Source organism: Pedococcus sp. P1_H8 (genome assembly GCF_056405175.1).
Genome location: NZ_JBFUCP010000004.1, coordinates 650628 through 675030, shown reverse-complemented (window position 1 = coordinate 675030; position 24403 = coordinate 650628). Strand labels below are relative to the sequence as shown.

The following is a 24403-nucleotide window of genomic DNA, read 5'->3' as shown; positions in this document are numbered from 1 at the left end:
GGCGCTATCCCATGCAAAAGGCGAATCAGCGCCGGGAGGTGAGCTCCCGGCATACCGACGGCGGCGTCAGCGGAAGGCGTAGACCACGGTGACGGTCACGCCGACGGTCTCGCTGCCGACCTGGATCGGGACCGGCGAGGCCGAGTCCTTGGCACCTGCGGCGGCGCGCAGGTCGTAGTTGACCGGGGGAGGGTCTGCCACGGTCTCAGTGATGCTGACGACGGCGCCGAGGTCGCGGCCAGAGGCCTTGGCGTACTGCTCGGCCTTGGTCTTCGCGTTCGCGACGGCTTGGTCGCGGGCGGCGGTGAGGAGCTTGCCGTTGTCGTCGAGGTCGAGGCTGATTCCGTTGACCTGCACGGCATTTACACCGGCGTTGACCGCTGCGGTGATGGCGTTGCCCGCCTTGCCGAGGTTGCGGAGGGTGGCGCTGACACCTTCGCTGACGACGTAGCCCTTGATGACCGGGGTGCCGTTCATCGGGTAGGAGTACTCGGGCTGGACCTGCAGGTTCGACGTCTGGATGTCCTTGCCGGCGACGCCGTTCCTGGTGAGCGAGGACTGGACGCGGGCGGTGAGCGAGTTGGCCGCGTCAAGCGCCTTGCCCACGGTGGCGGCACGGGTCTGGACGCTGAGGTCGAGGCGCAGGGTGTCCGGCCTGCCGGCGACCTGGGCGGTGCCGGTGACGGTGATGCCGGGACTGCTGACAGACGTGCTCGCAGTGCCGGGGGTGGTCGGGCTGGGGAACGTGACGAGGGTCGCGGCGGAGGCTTCGCGACCGGAGTGGGAGCCGACCCAGAAGGCGCCTCCCAGCAACACCGCGGCCGCGACGGCGACCGCTCCACGGGACATCGGCTGGGTGCTCATGGCGATGGGACGGTATGCCGCGTGGCCGGGTTCCGCCCGCCGTCTCGGCTCGTGCAGCTTGCGGCGCGGTGAGTTGGTCTGGGTGGTCTTCTGGCCGGTTCGGAAATCTGCGGGGTCATCCGTATACTCATCGTCCGTGCCTTCGGGCACCCGCCTCCTTAGCTCAGTCGGCCAGAGCGATTCACTCGTAATGAATAGGTCATCGGTTCGATTCCGATAGGAGGCTCCACAGCACTACCCGAGGAATGGCCCCTGTGACTCCGGTCCCGGGGGCTTTCCGGTCAGTTCCAGGTCGGTGAACGTCGGGTGAACAGGGTCACCTGGCCGTGACCACCTCCCCCCAAGGGGCGTTGTCCGGGCATGAGCATCTCGCGGAGACACCTTCTGGCCGGCGCGGGCGCAGCGTTGGGCGCGACCGCCCTGGGGCTGCCCGACAGCTCGCCCGCAGCCGGGGCGAGCACGATCCTGCCGGACCCGGCCCACAGCGGCATCGAGCACGTCGTCGTCGTCATGATGGAGAACCGGTCGTTCGACCACTACCTCGGGTGGCTGCCGGGGGCGCGCGGCAAACAGGCCGGACTGACCTACACCGACCGCTACGGGGTGCAGCACAGCACGCACCACCTGACCGACTACCAGGGGTGCGCGCACCCCGACCCGGACCACTCGTTCGAAGGTGGGCGCGTCGAGTACAACAACGGTCGCTGCGACGGCTGGCTCAAGGCGGGCGACAACGACACGTTCGCCATCGGCTACTACACCGACGCCGACCTCGCGTTCTACGGGAAGGCAGCTCGCGACTGGACCGTGTGCGACAACTACTTCTCTGCCATCCTCGCCGAGACCTACCCCAACCGGTTCTACCAGCATGCAGCGCAGACCGACCGGATCCACAACTCGACCGACATCGCGACGATGCCGACCATCTGGGACCGGCTCGCCGCCGCCGGGGTGAAGGGCACGTACTACTTCTACGACACCCCGTTCACCGCGCTGTGGGGCAGCAAGTACCTCGACATCTCCAAGCCGTACCCGCAGTTCCTGGCCGACGCGGCAGCCGGGACCCTCCCGGCGGTGAGCTTCGTCGACCCCAAGTTCCTCGACGAGGGCACCGGTTCCAGCGCCGACGACCACCCCCACGCCGACATCCGCGCAGGGCAGCACTTCCTCGACCAGGTCTACGACGCAGTCACCTCGGGCCCGGGCTGGGACAAGACCGTGCTTGTCGTCAACTACGACGAGTGGGGCGGCTTCTACGACCACGTCGCCCCGACCGCCGCACCCGACGCGCACCCCGAGTGGGGCATGCGCGGCTTCCGGGTGCCTTGCCTGGTCATCTCCCCACTGGCCCGTCGCGGCTACGTCGCCAAGAACGTCTACGACCACACCTCCGTCCTGAAGATGATCGAGTGGCGGTGGGGACTGTCCGCGCTGACGCCGCGTGACGCCGCAGCCCGCAACCTCGCCGAGGTGCTCGACTTCACCAACGCCCCTCACGCCGACGTCCCGCGCTACGCCGTCCCACCCTTCGTCGGCACCCCGTGCCCCCCAGCTGGAACGGCCGACTACGAGGACTGGCACGCCCTCAAGGACCTTGCCAACGCCCACGGATGGAGCCTGTGATGATCCGCCCCCGCACCCCTGGCCACAGCACCGCTGCCGCCCGAACGGCTCCAACCCGCGTCGCCGCTGCTGCGACGGCGGCCCTCGTGGGCATCGTTGCCACGACAGCAATCTCGCTCGGAGCGTCAGCCGCGGCCGGAGCCGCCCCCGCCCCCGCAGCCAAGCCCGCGGCATACCTGCCGCCTGTGAAGCACGTCTTCGTCATCAACCTCGAGAACAAGGGGTATGACGAGACCTGGGGTCCCGGGTCGGCTGCCCCCTACCTGTCGCAGACCTTGCGGGCGCAGGGGAACCTGCTCACCCAGTACTACGGCACCGCGCACAACAGCCTGCCGAACTACATCGGCCAGGTCAGCGGGCAGGGGCCCAACCCCCAGACCCAGGGCGACTGCCACGTCTTCAGCGACTTCGCCGGCGCCGGGACGACTCCGCCCGGTCAGTACGTGGGCGACGGGTGCGTCTACCCCAAGACCGTGCCGACCCTGCAGGGTCAGCTCGACGCGGCAGGCCTGACCTGGCGCGGGTACATGGAGGACATGGGCACTCCTTGCCGGCACCCGGCGGTGGGCGCTCCCGACGACACGCAGAAGGCGAAGGTGGGCGACCAGTATGCGGCCCGCCACAACCCGTTCGTGTACTTCCATTCCGTCATCGACGACCCGGCCTACTGCGCCTCCCACGTCGTCGACACCACGGCCCTGACCTCTGATCTCGCTGCGACCGCGACCACGGCGAACCTGACGTACATCACGCCGAACCTGTGTCACGACGGTCATGACGCGCCCTGCGTCGACGGGCAGCCCGGGGGTCTCAGGTCAGCCGATGCGTGGCTGAAGGCGACGGTTCCGACCATCCTCGGCTCCCCGGCTTTCAAGCAGGATGGCCTCCTGCTCATCACGTTCGACGAGTCCGACGGGCCCCAGAGCGACGCCACTGCCTGCTGTGGCGAAGGGCCCGGACCGAACACGCCACTGCCGGGCATCACCGGGATGGGCGGCGGTCGCGTCGGCGCCCTCGCACTCTCACCGTTCGTGCGTCCGGGATGCCTGAGCAGCACGCCGTACAACCACTACTCGATGCTCGCGAGCATCGAGGACCTGTTCGGCCAGGCCCGTCTGGGCTACGCGGCACAGGTCGGCCTCAACCGGTTCGGGATCGACGTGTACAACCGCTGACGGTTCGCCTTCATCGCGGAACGCGTTGGAGGGCAAGCAACTACGATCAGGGGATGAGCCGGATCTTCTCCGTCAGCTTTGCGTCCGTGTATCCCCACTACGTAACCAAGGTGGAGAAGAAGGGGCGCACGAAAGCCGAGCTGGACCAGGTCATCGAGTGGCTGACCGGCTTCGACGAGTCAGCGTTGAGCGGCCACCTGGCCACAGGCACGACCTTCGAGGACTTCTACGCGCAGGCGCGGCTGAACCCGCACGCGTCGTCGATCACGGGTGTGGTGTGCGGAGTGCGGGTCGAGCAGATCGACGATCCGTTGATGCAGAAGATTCGATACCTGGACAAGCTGGTCGACGAGCTCGCCAAGGGCAAGTCGATAGACAAGGTCCTGCGAACCTGACGCGGCAAGCTCTTGAAAGCAGTCCACCAGGCGGTGTCGGATCAGGGCGGAGCCGTTCGTAGTAGGGGTGAAGGCCACCCACGAAGGCCCCCGGACCACAGGAGATGAACCTCTGACCCTCGACGACGTCGGGCAGGTGATCGCCCAGACCCACCACGAGGAGTGGGCACGGGTGGTCGCCTCACTGACCCGGCGCTTCGGAGACCTCGACATTGCCGAGGAGGCCGCAGCCGAGGCGTTCGCCACCGCCGTCGAGCGGTGGCAGGCACACGGCATACCTCCCAATCCCGGTGCATGGCTGACCACGACCGCCAACCACAAGGCCATCGACCGGATCCGGCGGGAGAGCAAGCGCGACGGCAAGCAGAAGGAGGCCCACCTGGTGTTCGACGACGACCCACCCGAGCCTCTCCAGGCCATCGGCGCCATCGACGACGATCGGCTGCGGCTGCTCTTCACGTGCTGTCACCCCGCACTCGCGATGGAGACCCGCGTGGCGCTGACCCTGCGCATGGTCGGCGGTCTGACCGTGCCGGAGGTCGCCCGTGCCTTCCTGGTGCAGGAGACCACCATGGGGCAGCGGATCACCCGCGCCAAGGCCAAGATCAAGGCGGCTCGCATCCCTTACCGCGTGCCGTCCGCCGAGGAACTCCCCACTCGCGTCTCGGGAGTGCTCGCGGTCCTGTTCCTCGTCTTCAACGAGGGCTACCTCGCGACCGGACCCGACACCGATCCACTTCGCCATGACCTGACCGCAGAGGCGATCCGGCTCACCCGCCTGATCCGCGTCCTCCTGCCGGAGGACGGTGAGGTGGCCGGCCTGCTGGCGCTGATGCTCCTCACCGAGGCCCGCCGCACGGCCAGGGTCTCCCCGAGCGGCGAGCTGGTCACCCTCGACGAGCAGGACCGTGGGCGCTGGGACGCCGCGCTGGTCGCCGAGGGCCATCGGCTGGTGCGCGAGCGGTTGGCCAGCGGCGTGGCTCCCGGGCGCTACCAGCTCCTCGCGGCGATCAACGCGGTCCACACCTCGGCCCGCGACGTGCGTGACACCGACTGGTCGCAGGTCGTCGCGCTCTACGACCAGCTCGTGCGCCTCGATCCCTCGCCAGTCGTCTCCCTCAACCGCGCCATCGCGGTCGCCGAGCTCGACGGCCCTGAGGTGGCGCTGGCGGCCGTCGACCGTCTCGACGACAGGTTGGCCGGCTACCACGCCTACCACGCGACGCGCGCCGACCTGTTGCGTCGGATGGGCCGAAGTCGGGAGTCCCGCGGGGCCTACGACCGGGCCATCGAGCTGGCGGGCAACACCGCCGAGACCGCCTACCTCACCCGCCGCCGCGACCAGCTGGCGTGACCAGTTGGCGAGGTCACGTCGCCACACGCCTCTGGTCGCCCAGCGACGAGGAGGTATGCCGCGTGCGACCGTCTCGTGGGGCCGCTTCGCCTCCAGCGGTCAGGCAGTGTCCTGGGTGTCCTCGACCGCCGCGCTCTCGAGGCTGAGCAGGATGTCGAGCAGGCAGCGGACTGGTTCCTCGCGGGCGAAGGCTGGATCGGCCAGTCCGGCGATGATGTACTCCGCCACTCGCACCAGCTTGGTGTTGTGCTGGTTGGAGTAGGTGCGCAGCATCTCGAAGGCCGCGTCCTCGCCGATCCCGAAGCTGAGCATGAGGGCGCCCTTGGCCTGCTCGATCGCGGCCCGGTGCTCGGTCGAGGCCAGCACCGCTTCCGCGGCTCCGTTACGGATCGTCTGGGTGATGTCGACGATGAAGCCCGAGAGTTGTTTGACCTCACCGCCGGCGTCTTCGCTCTGGCCCACGAGGACCAGGCGTCGGGTGCGGCCTTCGGGGTCCTCGAGGCGGTACTCGAGGGAGAAGGGGCGGGCGCTGGTCAGCACCTCCCGGAACCGCTCCAGGACGACCGGACGGTCCTGCTCGACAACGCGTTCGAGCATCAACGCCGTGGTCGGGTCCTGTCCGGGTGGAATGCCGTACAGCTCACGCAGGTCGGCTGAGCAGGTCCACCGGTCTGCGATGGCGTCGTACTCGAAGAACAGTGCAGGCTCGTCCGTCAGGGACGCGAGAAATGACATCAGACCCTCCATCGCCAGAGACCGCCGCGGGACAGCAACCACAAGTTTCAGAGAGGCCACTTCTTGACCTTCGGCCAAATGATACGAATCGCGCCGGGCCCGTCAACCCCATCTCGGCGGAAATCTCAGTGGACCTGTCCGGGCGGTGCCTACGGCGGCGTAGTCCGATGTGATGGTGCTCGAAAGGCGTACGCCATATGCGTGTGAATGACGTACGAGCGCAGCCCCCGTCCGCCCTAGTGTCGGTAGATGGTCGACGATGCCGACGACTCGGAGATGACGGACGCGGTGCTGCGTTCGGAGATCGAGTTGCTCGCTGACCTGATTGCCGCCCTCTGTGAGGTCCCCGGACGGCTCACCGAGGCGCAGGTCGATGCGGTCCTGGGTCTGCCCCCTCCCGTTCCCCGAGCCGAGGGGGACGCCGGCGGTGCCCCTCCGACCCACTTGGCGTCGTGAAGGTGTCGTCAACACCCCTACGCTGGCGGCGTGCCCTCCTTTGACCGCGTGGTCCTGATCTTCAATCCCCACAGCACCGGCAACGCCAAGGAGCTGGCCGAAGGCCTTCGAGAGGACTTGGCCGAGCGTGTCCCGACGCTGGCCGTCGACCTGCTGCCCACCGAGCACGCGGGACACGCAGTCGAGCTGGCCCGCGAGGCTGCCGAGGGCGGAGCGCCCCTGGTGGTGTCGGTCAGCGGCGACGGCGGCTACAACGAGGTCGTCAACGGGGTCATGCAGGCAGCCAACGACCGCGCCTTCACGGCAGTTCTGGCAGCGGGGAACGCCAACGACCATCGCCGCACCACCAAGGAACGTCCGATCGCCGAGGCGATCGCCGACGGATCCGTCAGCCGGATCGACCTGCTGCGGTTCACCGTCGGCGGGGCGGCCGGTGACGAGGTGCGGTACGCCCATTCGTACATCGGGCTGGGACTGACACCGGTGGTTGCGGTCGACCTCGAAAAGGGAGGCAAGGGCTCGCTGCGGGAGATGGTCACCGTCGTGCGCTCCTTCGCCAAGTTCCGCCCGTTCGAGATCCAGGTCGAGGACGGCACACGCCAACGGTTCGACAGCCTCGTCTTCGCCAACATCGCGCAGATGGCAAAGGTCGCCACGCTGGCCGAGGACCAGGGGAAGCCCGACGACGGCCTGTTCGAGGTCATCACGCTGCGTCACACCGCGAAGTGGCGCATCCTGGCCACGGCCATCAAGGCGAGCACCACCGGCCTGGGCAAACAGCCGAGCGTGCGCAGCTACACCTTCACCACCGTGACGCCACTACCCCTGCAGATCGACGGCGAGGTCGTCGACCTGCCGGCCGGGGCGACGGTGCGCGTGGACATCCTCACCAAGGTTCTGCAGACCGTCCTCTAGGTGGTTGCTCGCGTCAGCGGCGAGGGCCATCCCCCGGGGCTGGTCGCCCTCGCAAAGGTCTCTGACCTGCAGAAATGCCGGGAGATTGAGGCGATGCTGCCCACTGTAGAGGTCTAGAGTGCCGTCTCGTGACCTTGAAACTTCGTCGGTTGTCGCCCGGCGCATCGGGCCTGCTGATGGCCCTGCTCGCTCTGGGCGGATGCGCCGGCCAGGGCAGCGCAGAGGACGGGAACGCCGAGAAGGCCGCCGTCGAGTTCAGCCGGTCGATCGACGCGTCCACCGCAGTCGCATGCGGTCTCTTGGCGCCTCAGACGCTCAAGGAGCTCGAAGCCGCGGAGGGAGCCTGCGCCGATGCGCTGCCCAGCGAGGTGCAGTCCGCCTCCGGCCCAGCGGCATCGACCGAGGTGTATGGCAAGGACGCCGTCGTGCACCTGTCGACCGACACGATCTTCCTCGCCCGGTTCCGGCAGGGTTGGCGCGTGACCGCCGCCGGCTGCACGCGGCAGCAGGATGGCCGTCCGTATGACTGCAAGGTCAAGGGAGCCTGACGTGCGTGCCTGGTTCGTCGGCTACCTGTTGTTCATCGGACTGGGACTCGCCTTCTGCCTGGCCATGGGGGTGACCCACCGATGAGGGCGTGGTTGCGTGAGAACAGCCTCACCCTGGCCTTCTCACTGCTCCTCCTGGCTGCTCTCGTCGGGCAGGCCCTCACCGGACAGGCGTCCTACGACGAGGCGGCGATGGACGCCGGACTGCCCACACTCACGTTGGGGCAGTACGTCACGTCGTCGCAGTTCGCGGTGGACGTCGCCGAGAACTGGCAGTCGGAGTACCTCCAGTTCCTGCTCTACATCCTCCTGACCGTGTGGCTGCTGCAGAAGGGGTCGCCGGAGTCCAAGCCGCTCGACAAGGCTGGTCGTGAGTCGGACAAGGACCAGAAGGTCGGACGCTACGCGGACGAGGGCTCGCCCTCATGGGCCAAGGTCGGGGGTTGGCGGACCGGCCTGTACTCACGCTCGTTGGGTCTGGCGATGGGGACGGTCTTCATCGGGTCGTGGACGGCACAGCTGGTCGCCGGGCGCAGCGCCTACAACGCCGAGCAGCTGCAGGACCTCCAGGACCCGTTGACGTGGAGTGGCTACCTCCAGGCTCCGGACTTCTGGAATCGCACGTTCCAGAACTGGCAGTCGGAGTTCCTCGCGGTCGGCAGCATGGTCGTGTTCAGCATCTACCTGCGAGAGCGCGGGTCACCCGAGTCCAAGCCGGTCGGGAGTGCGCACAGCACCACGGGCGTCGAGGGTTAGGCGCCCTGCGTCAGCTTCCCGCGGCGACAACGACCGTCAGGGCACCCAGCAGGACACTGAGGGGAGCCATCACGACGCGCTCGGAACGGCTCTTCGAAGCCAGGTTGCCCGCAGCTCCGAGCAGGAAGAACGCCGCGATGACCCAGGTGGCCACGCTCAGGGCGCCGTGGCCACCGCCGACCTGGGCGGCTCGAGCGAGGACGACCCACCCGATCACGACGTAGGCGACGATCGCGGCCACGCTGCCGATCCGCATAGGAGTCGGAAGGACGTCGCGCTGGCCACCCCACGCGAACCGTCCGAGAGGGGCGCCACCGGCCAGGAGCGCCTGCAACACGGCAAGGGCACCGAGGAGCACACAGATGGCGAGGGCAGCAGCAGTGGTCACGATGGGTGAGCGTACGGGCTGTCCGACCGGGCGGCCTGAAGGGCGTCGTGCAGTGCGGCGAGGTCGGGAAAGGTCAGCTCGGCACCGGCATCGTGCAGCTCAGGCGCACTGGTCCCTCCGGTGGCGACCCCCACCCCCGCGGCGCCGACACGTATCGCGGCCTCCATGTCCCAGACGGAGTCGCCGACCACCACCAGGTCCTCGGGCTCGAGGTCCGCTCGCGTCATGACCGACTCGAGCAGGTCCTGGCTGGGTTTCGAACTAAACACGTCGTCGCCCGTGACGATCAGGTCGAAGTCGGGCTGGTCGAGGACTTCGAGCATGGCCCACAGGTCCCGCTCCCCACCGGACGTGGCGAGCGCCACCGTCAGCCCCGCGTCCCGACACCAGTTCAAGAGTGAACCGGCACCGGGAAGGGGGTGCAGGCGGTCGTACCACGTGGCGAAGAGTGCGTCGTGCGCGGCCGCGATGGCGCTGTCCTGACTCGGGTTCCGCCTCTCGCCGAGCACATGGTCGAGCAGGTGATCGGCACCCATCCCCACGGCGTGGTGCACCATCGCCATCGGACGGTCGTGACCGAACTGCTGCATGGCCTCCCACCAGCTGATCGCGTGCACGTATGTTGAGTCGACGAGGGTGCCGTCGAGGTCGAAGACGATCCCGCTGACACGGGTGAGCACGTCAGACATGCTTCCTTCCCCGCATCGCCCGGCCGGCGAGAAGCGTCCCACCCGCGGCGCCCAGGGCGAGGATCGCCGAGACCCGCCTGGGGTGATGAGCGAGGTCCTGCTGCCAGCTGCGCGCCTTGGCGCGTTCATCGAACGAACCGTGGGCGCCGAAGTCCCGGCCACCGGGACCGTCGGCCGCTTCCCACAGGTTCTCGGGGTCGGCCGGGTCCCGAGGTTCGTCGGTCTGCTGCGCGTCGTATGCCGTCCGAGCCAGATAGCGATCGAGCAGGCCGGGTGCGACGGCATTGGCGACGAGGGTGCCGACGGTGGAGGCGCCGACCCAGTACTCCCGTCGGCGTGGATGATCGGCGGCATAGACGACCGCCCGGGCAGCGACCTCGGGCTGGTAGATGGGCGGGACGGGCTGGGGACGTCGCGGGAGCCTCGACAACACCCAGCTGAACTGGGGCGTGTTCAGCGCCGGCATCTGGACCATCGTCACGCGCACGTTGCTGCCGTCGTGGAGCAGTTCGCAGCGCAGTGACTCGTGGAACCCCTGCACTGCGTGCCGTGCCCCGCAGTAGGCGGTCTGGAGCGGGATCCCTCGATACGCCAAGGCGGATCCCACGTGGACGATCGTTCCCCGGTTTCGCGCCCGCATCCGGGGAAGGGCCGACATCGTGCAGTACACGTAGCCGAGGTAGCTCACCTCAGTGGCCCGGCGAAACTCCTCGGGAGTGACCTGGGCGAACGGCGCGAACACCGAGGTGAAGGCCGAGTTGACCCACACGTCGATCGGACCGAGCTCATCCTCGATCCGCGACACAGCGCGCTCGACAGCCTCGGCATCGGCGACATCCACCGGCACCGTGAGCGCCTTGACCCCAGCCTGCCGGGCCTCCCTGGCAGCAGCATCGAGCCCCGAGCTCCCTCTCGCGACGAGGGCGACATCGTCGCCTCGTCGGGCGAACTCACGGACGCAGGCGCGCCCCACGCCCCCGCTCGCTCCCGTCACGACGACCACTCTGTTCATGGGTCAGCTCCTTTCTTGGTCTCCTCCTGGCCGACGAGGTCAGGCGATCCGTTCGTCGCCCTCACGGATGACCTGCAGCCACCGACACCCGTAGCCGTCGAGGTCGACCTCGACCGTTGGGGCGGAAGGCTTTCCGGTGGGCTCGAGGCGGTAGTCGGCGAGCAGGTCGGTGAGGTGGACGATCGGCGGCAGGTCGTCGCCGGCGATCGTGGCAAGCGACAGCGGCACCTTGCAGGCCTCCGAGCCGAGGTTGTGGACCGCGATGGTGGCCCACGGGTCGATGCGCGCGACGTGCGCAATGACGGCGTCGAAGGGCTGCTCGAGCGGGTGGAACCGGCCCCAACCGAGCTCGGGCGACTGGCGGTAGCGGCGGATCAGCTGGGCGACGAAGGTCCACAGCGAATCGGGGTCGTTGCGCTGGGAGGCCACGTTGACGTGGTCCGGTCCGTACGCCCCTTCCGTCAGAGGCCGCGGCAACCGGCCTTTGGGGGCCCGGGAGAAGCCGCCGTTCTGGGCCGCGCTCCACTGCATTGGCGTGCGCACGGCATACCGGCCTGGCACGTCGAGGTTCTCGCCCATGCCGATCTCCTCGCCGTAGAAGAGAACCGGGCTGCCGGGCAGCGAGAACATGAGGGAGTAGGCCAGCCGGATGCGGCGGGGGTCGCCGTCAAGCATCGGCGGCAGCCGGCGTCGCAGGCCGCGGCCGTAGAGCTGCATGGCGGGATCGGGTCCGAACGCGTCGAAGACCTCCTGGCGCTCCTCGTCGGTGAGCTTGTCGAGCGTGAGCTCGTCGTGGTTGCGGAGGAAGTTCACCCACTGGCTCTCCTCGTCGGCCTCCGGCCTGCCGCGCAGCGCCTCGACCAGCGGTCGGGCGTCGCCGCGCGCGAGAGACAGCCAGGTCGCCTGCATGGCGATGAAGTCGAACTGCATGGTGAGCTCGTCGCCGTCCGCGCCGCCGAAGAAGGCCGCCTGTTCGGCGCGCGGGACGTTGACCTCTCCGAGGAGGATGACCTCGCTACCCCGTCGGCCGCAGAATGCCTTGACGTGGCGCAGGGCCTGGTGGGGGTCCCACTCGAACTTCTCGTCCTTCTTGGGCAGCGTGTCCTGGGCGAAGAGGAACGGCACGGCGTCGATGCGGAACCCCGAGACGCCGAGCTCGAGCCACAACCCCATGACCTTGACGAGCTCGTCGCGGACCTTGGGGTTGGCGGTGTTGAGGTCGGGCTGGGTCTTGTAGAAGTTGTGGAGGTACCACTGGTCGGTGCGGGTGTCCTTCTCCCAGATGCCGTCCTCCTTGTCGGGGAAGACGACCATCGCCGACGTGTCCGGCGGTGCGGTCGAGCGCCACACGTAGTAGTCGCGGTAAGGGTTGTCGATGCTCTTGCGGGCCTGGACGAACCACGGGTGGTGGTCCGAGGTGTGGTTCATGACGAAGTCGAGGATGACCCGGATGCCGCGGGAGCGTGCCGTCCTCACGAGCTCGACGAAGTCACCTAGGTCGCCGAGCCGGGGGTCGACGCCGAGGAAGTCGGTGATGTCGTAGCCGTCGTCCACGTCGCGCGTCGGGTAGAGCGGCATGAGCCACAGGCACGTGACGCCGAGGTCCGCGAGGTAGTCGATGCGGCGCGCCATGCCCGTCAGGTCGCCCTGCCCGTCCCCGTCAGCGTCGAGGAAGGTCTGGACGTCGGCACAGTAGAACACCGCGGTCTTCCACCACAGGTCGGCCGTCTTGGACATCTGCATGTGTCCTCACTACCACCGTTCACCCGACCCAGCCACCGCGAAAGCGCTGGTCAGGGGTATGCCGCGCCAGGTGGCGCCGACGTTCTGCCCCGGAAGATCGCCCGGCCGGGTTCTTGCCGATCCCGCGCCTTGCCGGGCGGTCGCTGCCATCATGTCGACATGACACAGGGGTCCGGCACCGAGGCGCGCCTGGACTACCGGCTGACCGGGCTCGCCCGCGTGACAGCCGAGCTCATCCGAGCGGCCAGCGCAGAGGACGTCACGAGGATCGTCGTCGAGCACAGCTCCGAGGCCGTGGGGGCGACCATGGCGTCGCTCAGCCTCAGGGACGGGCCCGACGTCGTCCGGCTCATGGGGCTGCGCGGCGGCGACGAAGGTGACGCAGAGGCGTTCGCGACCTACCCCTTGTCGATGCAGAGTCCGGCTGCTGATGTCATCCGGTCCGGGCAGCGGCTGCTGCTGGCCGGACGCGCCGCGATCCTCGAGGCCTACCCGCACACCCCGGGAGTCGACCGCGGGGACCGCTCGGTGCTGGTGCTGCCGTTGAACACCGCGACCGACACCCTCGGGGCGATCGGACTGTCCTTCCCCGGGCGGCGGGAGTTCGAGTCCGCGGAGCTCGACTGCCTCGACATCCTGGCCGATACCTGCGCCCAGGCGTTGCTGCGTGTCCAGGCCGAGCAGGAGGCAGCAGAGCGCCAGGCCAAGCTGACCTTCCTCGCCGAGGCCTCGGCCGAGCTGGCCAGCAGCCTCGACTACGAGTCCACGCTGGCCCGGGTGGCCCAGCTGGCCGTGCCGACCTTTGCGGACTGGTGTGCGATCGACCTGGTCAAGGACAACCGACTGCGCCGGCTCGCGGTGGCCCATGTCGACCCGGCCAAGGTGGCGTACGCGCACGAGCTCGCGGAGCGGTACCCCAGCGACCCTGACTCCGCCAGCGGCGCGTGGCAGGTGATCAGGACGGGGCGCAGCGAGCTCATCGCGGAGATCACCGACGAGATGCTCGTCGCCGGAGCCCGCGACGAGGAGCACCTTCGGATCGCGCGAGAGCTGGCGTTGTGCAGCGTCGTCACGGTCCCGCTCATCGCTCGAGGCCGGACCCTGGGCGTCATCACCTGGGTGAGCGCAGAGTCGAAGCGGCGGTACGCGCAGGACGACCTCGAGTTCGCCGAGGACCTGGCGCGCAGGGCAGCCGTGTCGATCGACAACTCCGAGCTGCACAGCGAGACGCTGGCCGTCGCCGTCCGACTTCAGCACGCCGTCCTGCCTGCCGCGTTGCCCGTGATCAAGGGCTGCGAGGTCGCGGCGCGCTACCTGCCGTCCGGCCGTACGGAGATCGGGGGCGACTTCTACGACGTGATCGCCCTGACCGACGGCCGGGTGGCCGTCTTCGTCGGAGACGTGATGGGCCGTGGGGTCGAGGCCGCCGCGTCGATGGCGCAGATGCGGGCGTCGGTTCGTGCGTACATCGCTGCGGATCCGCTGCCGGACGTGGTCCTGTCCAAGCTCGACCTGATGCTCGCGGCGTACGGCGACGACCAGTTCGTGACCCTGGCGTACCTGCTGGCAGACCCGGCACGGAACGAGCTGCTGGTCGCGAACGCCGGACACCCCGCACCGATCCTGCTGCGAGCCGACTCGTCGGTCGAGCACTTCCCCAGCGCCGACGGTGGTCCGTTGGCCATTGGGGAGGGTCGACGCCGTCGGCACCGGTTGCGGTTCGATCCGGGCGACACCGTGCTGCTCTTCACCGACGGGTTGATCGAGCGGCGCACCGAGGACATCGACGTCGGCCGGGAACGGCTCACGGCGGCCCTCTCCGGCCTCGCGGACCCCGACCTGTTCCGCGGCCTGTGCGGCACCATCGCCGCCGTCGGGGACGAGACGCACGACGACGACGTGGCCGCGGTGGCCCTGCGCCGGCACGCCGTGGCGCCGACGGCGAGAGCCCTGGAGAACGTCGCCGCCGGCGCCGACGACCTCGAGCCCTCGGCCTGACGACCGCGAGCCCTCGGCCTGACGACCGCGAGCCCTCGGCCTGACTGCTAGGCCCGGTTGCGACGCAGGTACGCCCACGCGAGCAGCGCGCAGGCCAGGCCGTTGGCCACGCCCACGAGGATGTCGGTCAGGTGGTGCATGCCTCGGTAGAGGCGGGCCCACGCCACGAGCACGGGGATGACGAGACAGAGCGACGTCACGACCCGGCGCAGCACCGGTGAAGCGATCCGCTGGGCCAGGAGGGCAAAGCTGACGTAGAGCGCGGTGGCTGCACCGACGTGACCGCTCGGGTAGCTCGAGGTCGGGGGAGCCGGGTCGAGGTGGGGCACGTGCGGCCGGGGCCTCGCCACGACCGCCGTCGCGATCACGAAGACGGTGGCCTGGAGGGCGATGGCGATGGCCGGTATGACGGCCACCCACCACTGCCGGGTGAGCCACCAGAGGAGGCCAACAGCGATCACACAGACGCCGATGACGATCTCGGTGTTGCCGATGTGTGACCACACCATCGTCACGTCGTCCCACCGCGGCGTGCGCAGGCCCTGGGCGTCCTTGCTGACGGTCTCCTCCGAAGGCAGGCCGCCGAGGGGGCCCTTGATGAACAACCCGATGCCCACGATCGCAACCCAGAGGGCCACGGCCGGGGTGACCGCGCGGAGGAACACGTCACGGAGCGCGGACCCCACGGTCGGTGTGGAGCGATCGTCGGTGTAGCGCGTCAGGAAGGCCATGGTGTCCTACTCCGGTCGGGTGCACACAACTGCTCGAGCCTAGCGCCCAAACCTCGTGCGACAGGTTCCTGACCTGCGCAGATGCAGCTGATCAGTCCCGCAGGCCGACCAGGGCACGGACCGCCGCGAGGCCCTCGGGGGTGCCGGGCCAGTGCCGCTCCAGCGCCCCGGCCCCGGCGCGGCGGGTGACCGAGCGCAGCACGAGGGCCACGAGGATGGCGTCGTCGGCATAGCCGATGACAGGCAGGAAGTCCGGGACGATGTCGACCGGGCTGGCGAGGTAGGCGAGCAGCAGCCAGAGGCGAACTCGCGCTCCACGCGGCACCGAGGCGTCCACGGCCAGTCGTCGCAGCAGGCGTAGGAGGTCGGGCAGCAACCGCAACGCCTCCCGCAACCGCAGGTCGTCCGGACGGGCCCACCACAGTCCCACGACCAGGACGACCCACAGCAGCACCAGGCCGCCGCCGATGGTGGCGGCCAGCGACCACCACGAGGATCCGCCACCGGTCAGCTCGATCCGCAGGGTGTGCATGCCGTCAGTCTTGCCGACACCGATGGCGGTGCGTCCGGACCGGGTCGAGGGGTATGCGCGCCAAGCCGTCGAGGGGGTTGCGCGCCAAGCCAGGACACGCCTCCACAGGCAACCGGTGCCTAACGCTCACTCGGGCCACGCATTTTCTGGCTCCCGCCCCTCCTATACCGGCGATGCCACTGGCATGCTGGTTTGCCTCTCCGGGGCGTTCTAGTCCGTTCGGTCAGTTCTACGCAGGCCAAACGTGCCAACCGCCCTCGGATACCTATCCGTGCCCCCGGTGCACGCACGTATGTTGCCGTTCGCCCAAGTTTTCGTCGTGAGGAAGGTGGCTCCGTGTCCAGACTGCAGTCGGCGGCTGGCCGTGTCCCCCAACGCTGGTCGTTCGGTCAGTGGCCCCTCCGCAACAAACTTGCTGCCGCCATCGTTCTTCCTGTGCTGCTGTCCTTCGTCTTCGGTGGCCTGCGCGTCAAGAACGACTTCGACTCCTCGCAACGGCTGTCGCGGGCTGCGGACACCGTCCTCGTCATTCGCCCCGTCGTCGAGTACAACCTTGCCGTCCAGCGGCTTGCCGCGGCCGCGAGCGTCGGCGGCGGCGGCGTCATCTCGGCCATCACCAAGTACGAGTCCGCAGCAGCGGACCTCCGCATCGCCCTGAAGGTCGACGGCGTCCCCGATTCGGTGAAGGCCAGCGCCCAGACCGCCCTGTCGCTCGGACAGGCAGTGCGCACCGCCAAGACGCAGAACGGGTTCTCCGACACTGTCATCGACAAGTCGGGCAACACCGCCAGCCTGATGTCCTCGGCCGTCAGCGACCTCGGCCTGAGCGACGACTCGGCATCGGCCAAGCTCGTGGTGGCCCTCCAGGACTCCATCGCGGCCCAGCGCGCGTTGACCGGTCAGCAGCTCAACCTCGCAAACACCGATGACGCGGCCGCCAGCATGCGCGCCGTCGGTCAGGTCGGCGCCGAGACCGCCGCGCTCACCCGACTGCTGTCGGCCTCCACCCCCGACCAGGCCGGGCAGGTGCGCCAGCTCCTCAACGAGAACGGCCGGCGCGGCTACACCCTCCAGCAGACATCCCCGGGCAAGGCCCAGATCGAGGGGCTCGGCACCGTCATCGAGTCCAGCAACGCGGCCTACACCAAGCTCATGGACGGGCAGCTGACCTCGCTCGAGACCAACCTCCGCCAGCGCGCGTCCGAACACCGCACCAGCGCCATCCTCAACGCCATCATCGTGATCGCTGCGCTGACCGCAGCGCTGGCCCTGGTGGTGGCCCTCATCCGCTCGCTGCTCATCCCGATCCGCGCTGTGCGCCAGGGCGCGCTCGAGGTCGCCACCAAGCGGCTGCCCGAAGCGGTTGCCGCCATGCGTGACGGCAGTGAGCTCCCCGTCTTCGAGCCGATCCCGGTCCACACCACCGAGGAGATGGGCCAGCTCGCTCGCGCCGTGGACGACCTCCACACCCAAGCCCGCACCCTCGCCGGCGAGCAGGCCCGCCTGCGCGTCCAGGTCGGTCACATGTTCGAGACGCTGTCGCGGCGGAGCACGTCCCTCATCGACCAGCAGCTCAGCCTCATCGAGCGCCTCGAGAGCGACGAGGAAGACCCCAAGCGCCTGCAGAGCCTGTTCCGCCTCGACCACCTCGCCGCCCGTATGCGCCGCAACAGCGACTCGCTGCTGGTGCTCGCCGGCACGTCCACGCGTCGCGGCATGTCCGGCTCGGTCTCGGTGTCCGACGCCGTCCGCGCGGCCGTGTCAGAGGTCGAGAACTACGAGCGCATCGACATCGGTGACACCTCCAACGACCACGTCCTCGGTGCGGTTGGTTCCGACCTGATCCACCTGGTCGCCGAGGTCGTGGACAACGCCCTGTCCTACTCGCCGCCCACCTCCCGCGTGGCGATCCGCGGTGCCCGCACGCCCGAGGGTGGCCTCCTCATCGAGGTCTCCGACCGTGGCCTCGGTATGCCGCCCAAGGAGCTTGCTGCCCTCAACGACCAGCTCGCGCACGGTGGCGACATCACCGCGGACACCGCCCGCCGCATGGGTCTGTTCGTGGTCGGAAGCCTCGCGAAGCGGCACGGTATCGCCGTGCGGCTGCGTCGCAACGGCGACGACAAGCAGGGCATCACGGTGTCGGTGCACCTGCCTGCGGCCCTGCTGGCCGACAGCACCCGGGGTGAGCGTCCCACCCGCCCGGCGGCCGTTGCCGCACCTGCTGTCGATGCCCCTGCGGCCGCGTCCCTCGCGGTCCCGACGGCGCCTGCTGTCGGTGGCACGACGAAGTCCGGCCTCCCGACCCGCGTGCGTGGTGCCAGCGGTGCCACGCCGAGCCCGGTGCCCGGCGCAGCCAAGAAGGTGCTGCCCACGCGCACACCGGGGGCGCACGGTCCCGCGGCCGCGAACGGCATACAGACTCCTGCCAAGCCCGTCATCGACCGTGCCGACGCGGCGGCGGAGGAGAAGGCGCCCACCAACGGCCACGCCGCCCCGGACAAGGTCGTCAACGGCGCGTCCGACAAGCCGGCCGTGAACGGCGCGCCGGTCGCGCCCGAGGAGGCCAGCCCGGCCCCGCAGGCTGCGGCCGACGCCCCGACCGCCGCTGTCGTCGAGCCCGAAGTCGCCCAGGCCTCCACCGAGAGCCAGGACTCTCCGGCGGCCGAGCCGGCCTCCGGCCCCCAGTTCTCCGCTTCCGGACTCCCGGTCCGCAAGCCGCGGGCCACCGGGATCACCGAGTACCGCGAGTTCGAGGACGGCCCGTCCACGCCGCAGGAAGAGGCGCCGACCAAGGTCGACGCCAAGTCGAGTGCCCCCGCCGCCAAGACGGGCCGACTCAGCTGGCTTCCCGGCCGTGCGAAGGCAGCGGCCGAGGCTGCCCGGATCGAGGCCGAGGCCGACGAGCCCCGTCAGATGCCCTCCAACCTGTCGGCCTGGCTCGACCACCGCGCCAAGATCGTCGAGGCCGGCAAGGCGCGTGAGCTGGGAGCCGATGCCCCGGCGACCGACGGCGAGACCCCGGCACAGACCGGCGTCGCAGCCCCGGGCGACTCGACCGACTCGAGCGACACCAGCGACTCGATCCCCGCGACCGACTCGACTGACTCGACCGACTCGACCGACTCGACCGACTCGACCACCGATCTGCACGTGCCCGAGGAGTGGGTGGCCGAGGTTGCCACGACCGAGGCTGCGGACACTGCGTCCGACCTGGGCTCCGACCACGACTCCGACGACGCGCCTGTCGCGGAGGCCGGAGCCGAGCGGGCCGCCGACGAGGCACCCGAGGCACCTGTCGTCGACGCGCCGGCTGAGGTGTCGGCGCCGGTCGACCGCCTCGATGTGGTCGAGGCTCCGGTCACGGGGTCGGACGACACGACGCCGCTGCCGACCCGCGTCCCAGGAGCCACGTCGGCTCTGGCCGCCCAGGACCCCACGGCTGCCGCGACCAGCTCGCGACCGGCCATGCGGGCGCACAACACGTCCTTCTTCGGCGCTCGTCGGGCCCGCGACGCGGCGGCCGCAACGCCGTCGCCCCAGGAGTCCGTCGCCAGCGCGCAGGTCGCCACCGCCGAGCCCGTGCTCGACGCCGAGCCCGTGCCTGACGTCGTGACAGAGCCGGTCGCCGTGGTCGAGGAGGCCGCCGTCGAGGAGACCGCCGAGGTTGTGGTCGTCGATGAGGCCGCCGTCGAGGAGACCGCCGAGGTTGTGGTCGTCGATGAGGCCGCCGTCGAGGAAACCGCCGAGGTTGTGGTCGTCGATGAGCAGGCCGACGAGGAGACCGCCGAGGTTGTGGTCGTCGATGAGCAGGCCGACGTCGAGGAGACCGCCGAGGTTGTGGTCGTCGATGAGCAGGCCAGCGCGCCTCGCGGCGCAAACCTCAACGACACGCCCATCTTCCGAGCGATGATGTCGCGCTGGCTCACCGACGACTCGTCGGTGCCCGCCTCGGCATCGTGGTCGACCAACGAGGCTGACCAGGCATGGTCTGCCGCCGCACGGATCGAGGAGACCCAACCCCTGGAAGAGTCCGCAGCCGGCCTCCCCATGCGACGCCCGGGCAGTTACCTGATCCCCGGGGCCGTTGACGAGGCCGACGAGAAGCCCGCTGCCCCCGCAGCATCGCGACGCGATCCTGAAGCGATCCGCCGCAACCTCAACCGCCACAAGAACGGCGTGAGCTCCGCTCGCACCGAGGCACAAGATGGAACACACCGAGAGGAAGCCGATGTACACCACTGACGCCATGGCCCAGCCCAAGGGCGAGTACGACTGGCTCGTGGCCAAGTTCACGACGGAGACCCCTGGCGTTTCACACGCCATCCTCGTCTCCGCCGACGGGCTTCCCATGGCCGCCAGCGAGCAGCTGCCCGTTGATCGCGCCGAGCAGATGGCAGCCGTGGCCTCGGGCATGGCCAGCCTGGCCTCGGGTGCGGCCCGCCTCTTCCAGGGCGGCACGGTCCTCCAGTCCGTCATCGAGATGGAGCTGGGCTACCTGCTCCTCATGAGCGTCGGAGACGGCTCGCACCTGGCAGCACTCACCAGCACCGACTCTGACATCGGTCAGGTCGGCTACGAGATGGCGGTCCTGGTTGACCGCGTCGGCAAGATGATCGACGCGTCTGCCCGGACCCCGATGTCGGGCTAGACCCATGGCGCCAGACGGACGCGACGTGTCGGCGGGCCCTCGGCTGGTCCGGCCGTACGCGTTGACGTCCGGACGCACCGAGTCCGTGGTCGACCTTCCCATCGAGGCCACGTTCGAGGTGCTTCCCTCCGGACGCACCACGACCTGGCCCGAGGGCGACCTCTCGGGGCGGATCATCGACCTGTGCTCGGCCAAGGAGTCGGTGGCCGAGGTCTCGGCAAAACTTCACATCCCACTCGGCGTCGCCCGGGTGCTCCTGGGTGACCTGGTCACCGGGGGGCACCTCAAGACGCGAACGACCATCTCCGAAAACACGACATCCGACGAACGACGTGAACTGATTGAAAGGACACTCAGTGGACTACGCGCCCTCTAGCCGCAACAGCGCCTCGACGAAGATTGTCGTGGCCGGCGGGTTCGGCGTCGGCAAGACCACCTTCGTTGGTGCCGTCTCCGAGATCGATCCCCTGCGCACCGAGGCTCTTGTCACCAACGAGTCCGAGGGCCAGGACGACATCTCCAAGGTGCAGCAGAAGCACACCACCACGGTGGCGATGGACTTCGGCCGCATCACCTTGGCCGAGAACCTCGTCCTCTACCTGTTCGGCACTCCTGGCCAGCGCCGGTTCTGGTTCATGTGGGACGACCTGGTCAAGGGAGCCATCGGTGCGGTCGTGCTGGTGGACGTCCGTCGCCTCGACGACAGCTTTGCCGCCGTCGACTACTTCGAGGCCAAGGGCCTGCCGTTCATCGTCGCGCTCAACCAGTTCGACGGTTCGCAGGAGTTCGGTCCCGACGAGATCCGCGAGGCCCTCGCGATCCCCTCGCACATCCCCGTCATCGCGGTCGATGCCCGCGACCGGGAGTCCGCCAAGCGGGCCCTGGTTCGCATCACCGAGTTCGCGCTGACGCAGCTCACGGGTGTGTCAGCCTCGGCCTGATCCCAGCCCGTCAGCGGACGCGCAAAGCTCGACCCCCGTCGCCGGGTGCCACTTCGCCGAAGTGGCACCCGGCGAAGTCGTGTCCAGCGGCCGGCGCACACTCGCCTTTTGCATGAGATAGCGCCGGGGTCGGGAGCTACGAGCCGGTCAGGACTCCCGCGAGCCGCTCGACGTCCTCGGGGCCGTCGAGGTCGGGCAAGCCCACGAAGACCGTCCGGACGCCGCGTTGCGCCAGCGTGAGGAGGCGCTCGTGGTGCAGCGCAGCTTCCCCCGCGTGGTGACGTGAGGCGAAGGTCGCGGCCGGGATTCGACCGCGCAGCCGCTCGACCCGGCGCCAGGTGTCGTCGCGGTCGATGCCGACGACAGGCAGGTCCAGAACGGTCACGGCCACGTCGTTCGGATCACGTCCCGCCCGGTCGCAGTGCCTGCGCAGCACGGCGAGCTTGCGATCGAGGGTGGGCAGGTCACTGGGGAGGTTGCAGGCGTCCGCGAGCTCCGCCGCGATGCGCAGAGTGCGCCGCTCGCCGCCGCCCCCCACGATGATCTGTGGCTGACCCAGAGGCCGCGGGTATGCCGTGGTCTCGGGCAACGTGACGCGCCTGCCCTCGTGCGCCTTGGTGCCCTTGCCCCACAGGGCGCGGATCGTCTCGATCGAGGCCTCGAGCTGGTCGAGCCGCTGTGCCGGCGGCGGAAAGGGCAGTCCGAACGCGAGGTGCTCGCGCTCCCACCAGCCTGCCCCGAGTCCGACGAAGGCGCGCCCCCCGGACAGGACGTCAAGCGTGGCAACGGTTTTCGCAATGATGCCGGGCGCGCGGAAGGTCACCGGCGAGACGAGGGTGCCGAGTCTCAGGTTCGTGTCCAGGCCGGCGAGCATGCCGAGCGTCACCCACGGCTCGGGGATCGGCTCCCAGGCCCGGTCCACCTGGGGGATCTGGATCAGGTGGTCCATCAGCGCGATTCCGCTGAAGCCGAAGTGGTCCGCCGCCAGGGCGACCGAACGCAGCCAGCCGGCCGGGTCCGCACCCCAGGGAAAGCGTGACACCTGGATCACGACCTCCAGCCCGAGGTCACCGGCTCCTGCCGTCGACCCCGCGTCCCCCGACCCAGCAGCCGTCGAATCGGCGGGTGCCGCGGCAGGAGGCGCCATCGGTCGCGCCGAGGGTGCTGCCTCGGTGACGATCCGGACCGCGTCCCAGCCCTGGTCCGCGAGGGAAGCCCGGACTCGCTCGAACGTCGCGAGCTGTCGGCCGAGGACGGCCGCTGGGACTGGTCGGTCTCGCTGGGCGTTGCGCGCGCGGCATACGGCCGGGGGTGTGTCGAAAAGCACTGCGACGCAAGGAAGTCCAGCGGCCCGGCCTTGCTCGCGGAGGCGGTCGCGGAGGTCCGGATCGAGGCCGAGCGTGTCGACGACGACGGTCAGTCGGCGGCGAGCTCGCGCAGCCACGACCTGGTGCAGGAGCGCGAACGCGTCGGCCGAGGCATCGAGGTCGAACTCACCGCTGCCCACCACCGCACGCAGGGCGTCCGACGACACAACCTCCTGCCGCCGGTAGTGCTGCGCGGCCCAGGTCGACTTGCCCGCACCGCTGGGGCCGACGAGCACGACCAGCGCCGGGTCGGGCAGCGGTGGCGCTGTGGTCAGCCCTCTGCCCTCGGCGCGTGGCTGACCAGCCCGACGAGGTTGCCCTCGCTGTCACGGATGAAGGCCATCCACTCGTCGCTGCCCGCGGGCCCGAGGGTGTCGTCGGTGTGGCTGAAGATGATGTGGGGCTCGGCCTCGACGACGACCCCGTCGGCGCGCAGCTCCTCGACGCGGGTGGGGACGTCGTCCACGGCGAGGTAGAGCAGGGCCGAGGTCGCGGCCTGCTCGAGGAGGAGCCGGGTGTCGCCGAGCCCGAAGAACAGCAGCCCGGGCGGGTCGAACCTGGCGAGCGGCGGCGACCCCAGCAGTCGTTCGTAGAAGACCGCCGCGCGGTCGAGGTCCTCTGCGTGCTGGGCCACCTGTGCCAGTCCCGTGCCACCTGTCATCGCACCCACCTCCTGCGCGTGAATCTACTGCTGGACGGTCCGTCGCCGCTCGAGGATCGCAGCGGCGACCTCCTGCGGATGGGTCTCGGGCAGCCAGTGCCCGGCATCGAGCTCGGTGAAGGTGTAGTCGGCGGCGACATGCCTCCGGGTGCGTTCGGCGGCCGCGCGGCCGAGCGCCGGGTCGTGCCGACCCCAGACATAGGACGTGGGCGTCGAGATCCGACGAGAGGCCGTCGTGTCGTCAGAAGCATTGCGGCGCAACGGTATTGCGCGATACCAGGCCAGCCCGCCACTGGCCATGCCCGGGCGACGGAACCGTGCGGCATACCTCTGCACGTCCTGCTCGGGCAGGCCGGAACGGCGCAGTGCGGCGGGCAGGCGACGACGCAGGACCAGCTCTGGCAGGGCCGGGACCTGGAAGGCGGCCATGTACCAGCTCCGCCGGGCCTGGTCCGCGTGACGCAGTGCCCAGGCGATGGCCCGGTGGTGCGGGGTGGAGACCACGGTGAGGCTCAACAGCCGTTCGGGGTGGCGCTCGGCGAACGCCCAGGCGACCGACCCGCCCCAGTCGTGGCCCACCAGGTGCACGCGAGCCTCGCCCAGCGAGTCGGCCAGGGCCAGCACGTCGGCCACGAGCTCGCCCATGCGATAGGCGGCGCGACCCCGGGGCAGCGCGCCCGGTGAGTATCCCCTCTGGTCGAACGCCACCACCCGTAGCCCGCCGGCGGCGAGCAGGGGCGCCACCTGCGACCACGTGTGTCGGTCCTGGGGCCAGCCGTGCAGCAGGACCACGACGTCGTCACCGACGACGCTGTCTGCGACGTCGAACACCAGGCCGTCCCGCATGAACTGCTCCACGCGGTGAACCT

The 24403-nt window shown here is 69.5% G+C and carries 24 protein-coding genes and 1 tRNA gene; 14 read left to right on the top strand and 11 right to left on the bottom strand.

The window, feature by feature from the left end; genetic code table 11:
• Positions 1-66 precede the first annotated feature (66 nt).
• Positions 67-864 (bottom strand): SIMPL domain-containing protein, encoded by a 798-nt coding sequence (locus AC1DYG_RS08675; protein ID WP_477639444.1) that lies wholly within the window; start codon positions 862-864, stop codon positions 67-69.
• Positions 865-1016: 152 nt separating this feature from the next.
• On the opposite strand from AC1DYG_RS08675, the gene AC1DYG_RS08670 reads away from it, so the two are divergent.
• The 5 genes from AC1DYG_RS08670 (at position 1017) to AC1DYG_RS08650 (ending at position 5411) form a co-directional block, all read left to right on the top strand.
• Positions 1017-1093: transfer RNA gene (locus AC1DYG_RS08670), tRNA-Thr, on the top strand.
• A 131-nt stretch (positions 1094-1224) separates the two neighbouring features.
• On the top strand, positions 1225-2487 hold the full coding sequence (locus AC1DYG_RS08665) for an alkaline phosphatase family protein (protein ID WP_477639443.1): 1263 nt from the start codon (positions 1225-1227) through the stop codon (positions 2485-2487).
• Complete coding sequence (locus AC1DYG_RS08660; RefSeq protein WP_477639442.1) at positions 2487-3662, top strand: alkaline phosphatase family protein; 1176 nt, start codon at positions 2487-2489, stop codon at positions 3660-3662. The genes AC1DYG_RS08665 and AC1DYG_RS08660 overlap by 1 nt, the downstream gene beginning before the upstream one ends.
• A 53-nt stretch (positions 3663-3715) precedes the next feature.
• Positions 3716-4057, top strand: coding sequence for a DUF2200 domain-containing protein (locus AC1DYG_RS08655; protein ID WP_477639441.1), 342 nt, complete (start codon positions 3716-3718; stop codon positions 4055-4057).
• A gap of 112 nt (positions 4058-4169) precedes the next feature.
• Positions 4170-5411: an RNA polymerase sigma factor gene (locus AC1DYG_RS08650; protein WP_477639489.1), complete on the top strand. Its 1242-nt coding sequence runs from the start codon at positions 4170-4172 to the stop codon at positions 5409-5411.
• Between the two features lie 99 nt (positions 5412-5510).
• Here AC1DYG_RS08650 and AC1DYG_RS08645 read toward each other — a convergent pair whose 3' ends face one another.
• A complete protein-coding gene (locus AC1DYG_RS08645) occupies positions 5511-6146 on the bottom strand; it encodes an ANTAR domain-containing protein (RefSeq protein ID WP_477639440.1) in 636 nt (211 codons plus the stop codon).
• Positions 6147-6395: 249 nt separating this feature from the next.
• Here AC1DYG_RS08645 and AC1DYG_RS08640 point away from each other — a divergent pair, with 249 nt between their 5' ends.
• The 4 genes from AC1DYG_RS08640 (at position 6396) to AC1DYG_RS08625 (ending at position 8821) form a co-directional block, all read left to right on the top strand.
• Complete coding sequence (locus AC1DYG_RS08640; RefSeq protein WP_477639439.1) at positions 6396-6602, top strand: hypothetical protein; 207 nt, start codon at positions 6396-6398, stop codon at positions 6600-6602.
• A gap of 30 nt (positions 6603-6632) precedes the next feature.
• Positions 6633-7517 carry a diacylglycerol/lipid kinase family protein gene (locus AC1DYG_RS08635; RefSeq protein WP_477639438.1) on the top strand — a complete coding sequence of 295 codons (885 nt, stop codon included), beginning with the start codon at positions 6633-6635 and terminating at the stop codon, positions 7515-7517.
• Positions 7518-7645: 128 nt separating this feature from the next.
• Complete coding sequence (locus tag AC1DYG_RS08630; protein ID WP_477639437.1) at positions 7646-8065, top strand: hypothetical protein; 420 nt, start codon at positions 7646-7648, stop codon at positions 8063-8065.
• An 81-nt stretch (positions 8066-8146) separates the two neighbouring features.
• On the top strand, positions 8147-8821 hold the full coding sequence (locus tag AC1DYG_RS08625) for a DUF6766 family protein (protein WP_477639436.1): 675 nt from the start codon (positions 8147-8149) through the stop codon (positions 8819-8821).
• Positions 8822-8831: 10 nt separating this feature from the next.
• On the opposite strand, the gene AC1DYG_RS08620 is transcribed toward AC1DYG_RS08625, so the two are convergent.
• From AC1DYG_RS08620 to AC1DYG_RS08605, 4 genes are read right to left on the bottom strand one after another with little or no spacing between them, the layout of a single operon-like run.
• A complete protein-coding gene (locus AC1DYG_RS08620) occupies positions 8832-9209 on the bottom strand; it encodes a hypothetical protein (protein WP_477639435.1) in 378 nt (125 codons plus the stop codon).
• A complete protein-coding gene (locus AC1DYG_RS08615; RefSeq protein ID WP_477639434.1) occupies positions 9206-9898 on the bottom strand; it encodes an HAD family hydrolase in 693 nt (230 codons plus the stop codon). The genes AC1DYG_RS08620 and AC1DYG_RS08615 overlap by 4 nt, the downstream gene beginning before the upstream one ends.
• Positions 9891-10910, bottom strand: coding sequence for an SDR family oxidoreductase (locus tag AC1DYG_RS08610; RefSeq protein WP_477639433.1), 1020 nt, complete (start codon positions 10908-10910; stop codon positions 9891-9893). The genes AC1DYG_RS08615 and AC1DYG_RS08610 overlap by 8 nt, the downstream gene beginning before the upstream one ends.
• Positions 10911-10949: 39 nt before the next feature.
• Positions 10950-12653 carry an alpha-amylase family protein gene (locus tag AC1DYG_RS08605; protein ID WP_477639432.1) on the bottom strand — a complete coding sequence of 568 codons (1704 nt, stop codon included), beginning with the start codon at positions 12651-12653 and terminating at the stop codon, positions 10950-10952.
• Between the two features lie 159 nt (positions 12654-12812).
• Between AC1DYG_RS08605 and AC1DYG_RS08600 the strand changes: the two genes are divergently transcribed.
• A complete protein-coding gene (locus AC1DYG_RS08600) occupies positions 12813-14651 on the top strand; it encodes a GAF domain-containing SpoIIE family protein phosphatase (RefSeq protein WP_477639431.1) in 1839 nt (612 codons plus the stop codon).
• A 47-nt stretch (positions 14652-14698) separates the two neighbouring features.
• Here the strand turns inward: AC1DYG_RS08600 and AC1DYG_RS08595 are convergent, their stop codons facing one another.
• Together AC1DYG_RS08595 and AC1DYG_RS08590 are read right to left on the bottom strand one after the other, a co-directional pair.
• On the bottom strand, positions 14699-15382 hold the full coding sequence (locus tag AC1DYG_RS08595) for a phosphatase PAP2 family protein (protein WP_477639430.1): 684 nt from the start codon (positions 15380-15382) through the stop codon (positions 14699-14701).
• Between the two features lie 91 nt (positions 15383-15473).
• On the bottom strand, positions 15474-15914 hold the full coding sequence (locus AC1DYG_RS08590; RefSeq protein ID WP_477639429.1) for a YkvA family protein: 441 nt from the start codon (positions 15912-15914) through the stop codon (positions 15474-15476).
• A gap of 435 nt (positions 15915-16349) precedes the next feature.
• Here AC1DYG_RS08590 and AC1DYG_RS08585 point away from each other — a divergent pair, with 435 nt between their 5' ends.
• From AC1DYG_RS08585 to AC1DYG_RS08570, 4 genes are read left to right on the top strand one after another with little or no spacing between them, the layout of a single operon-like run.
• Positions 16350-20159, top strand: coding sequence for a sensor histidine kinase (locus AC1DYG_RS08585; RefSeq protein ID WP_477639428.1), 3810 nt, complete (start codon positions 16350-16352; stop codon positions 20157-20159).
• Entirely contained in the window at positions 20146-20565 is a 420-nt protein-coding gene (locus AC1DYG_RS08580) for a roadblock/LC7 domain-containing protein (protein WP_477613829.1), read from the top strand. Before AC1DYG_RS08585 ends, AC1DYG_RS08580 begins: the two co-directional genes overlap by 14 nt.
• 4 nt (positions 20566-20569) lie before the next feature.
• Positions 20570-20941, top strand: coding sequence for a DUF742 domain-containing protein (locus AC1DYG_RS08575; protein ID WP_477639427.1), 372 nt, complete (start codon positions 20570-20572; stop codon positions 20939-20941).
• On the top strand, positions 20922-21506 hold the full coding sequence (locus AC1DYG_RS08570) for a GTP-binding protein (RefSeq protein ID WP_477624873.1): 585 nt from the start codon (positions 20922-20924) through the stop codon (positions 21504-21506). Before AC1DYG_RS08575 ends, AC1DYG_RS08570 begins: the two co-directional genes overlap by 20 nt.
• A gap of 136 nt (positions 21507-21642) precedes the next feature.
• Here the strand turns inward: AC1DYG_RS08570 and AC1DYG_RS08565 are convergent, their stop codons facing one another.
• Genes AC1DYG_RS08565 through AC1DYG_RS08555 form a run of 3 tightly spaced genes read right to left on the bottom strand, consistent with a single transcriptional unit; the run spans position 21643 to position 24392 of the window.
• Complete coding sequence (locus AC1DYG_RS08565) at positions 21643-23109, bottom strand: LLM class flavin-dependent oxidoreductase (protein ID WP_477639426.1); 1467 nt, start codon at positions 23107-23109, stop codon at positions 21643-21645.
• 35 nt (positions 23110-23144) lie between these two features.
• Entirely contained in the window at positions 23145-23534 is a 390-nt protein-coding gene (locus AC1DYG_RS08560) for a VOC family protein (RefSeq protein WP_477639425.1), read from the bottom strand.
• A gap of 24 nt (positions 23535-23558) precedes the next feature.
• On the bottom strand, positions 23559-24392 hold the full coding sequence (locus AC1DYG_RS08555) for an alpha/beta fold hydrolase (protein WP_477639424.1): 834 nt from the start codon (positions 24390-24392) through the stop codon (positions 23559-23561).
• Between the last annotated feature and the right edge of the window lie 11 nt (positions 24393-24403).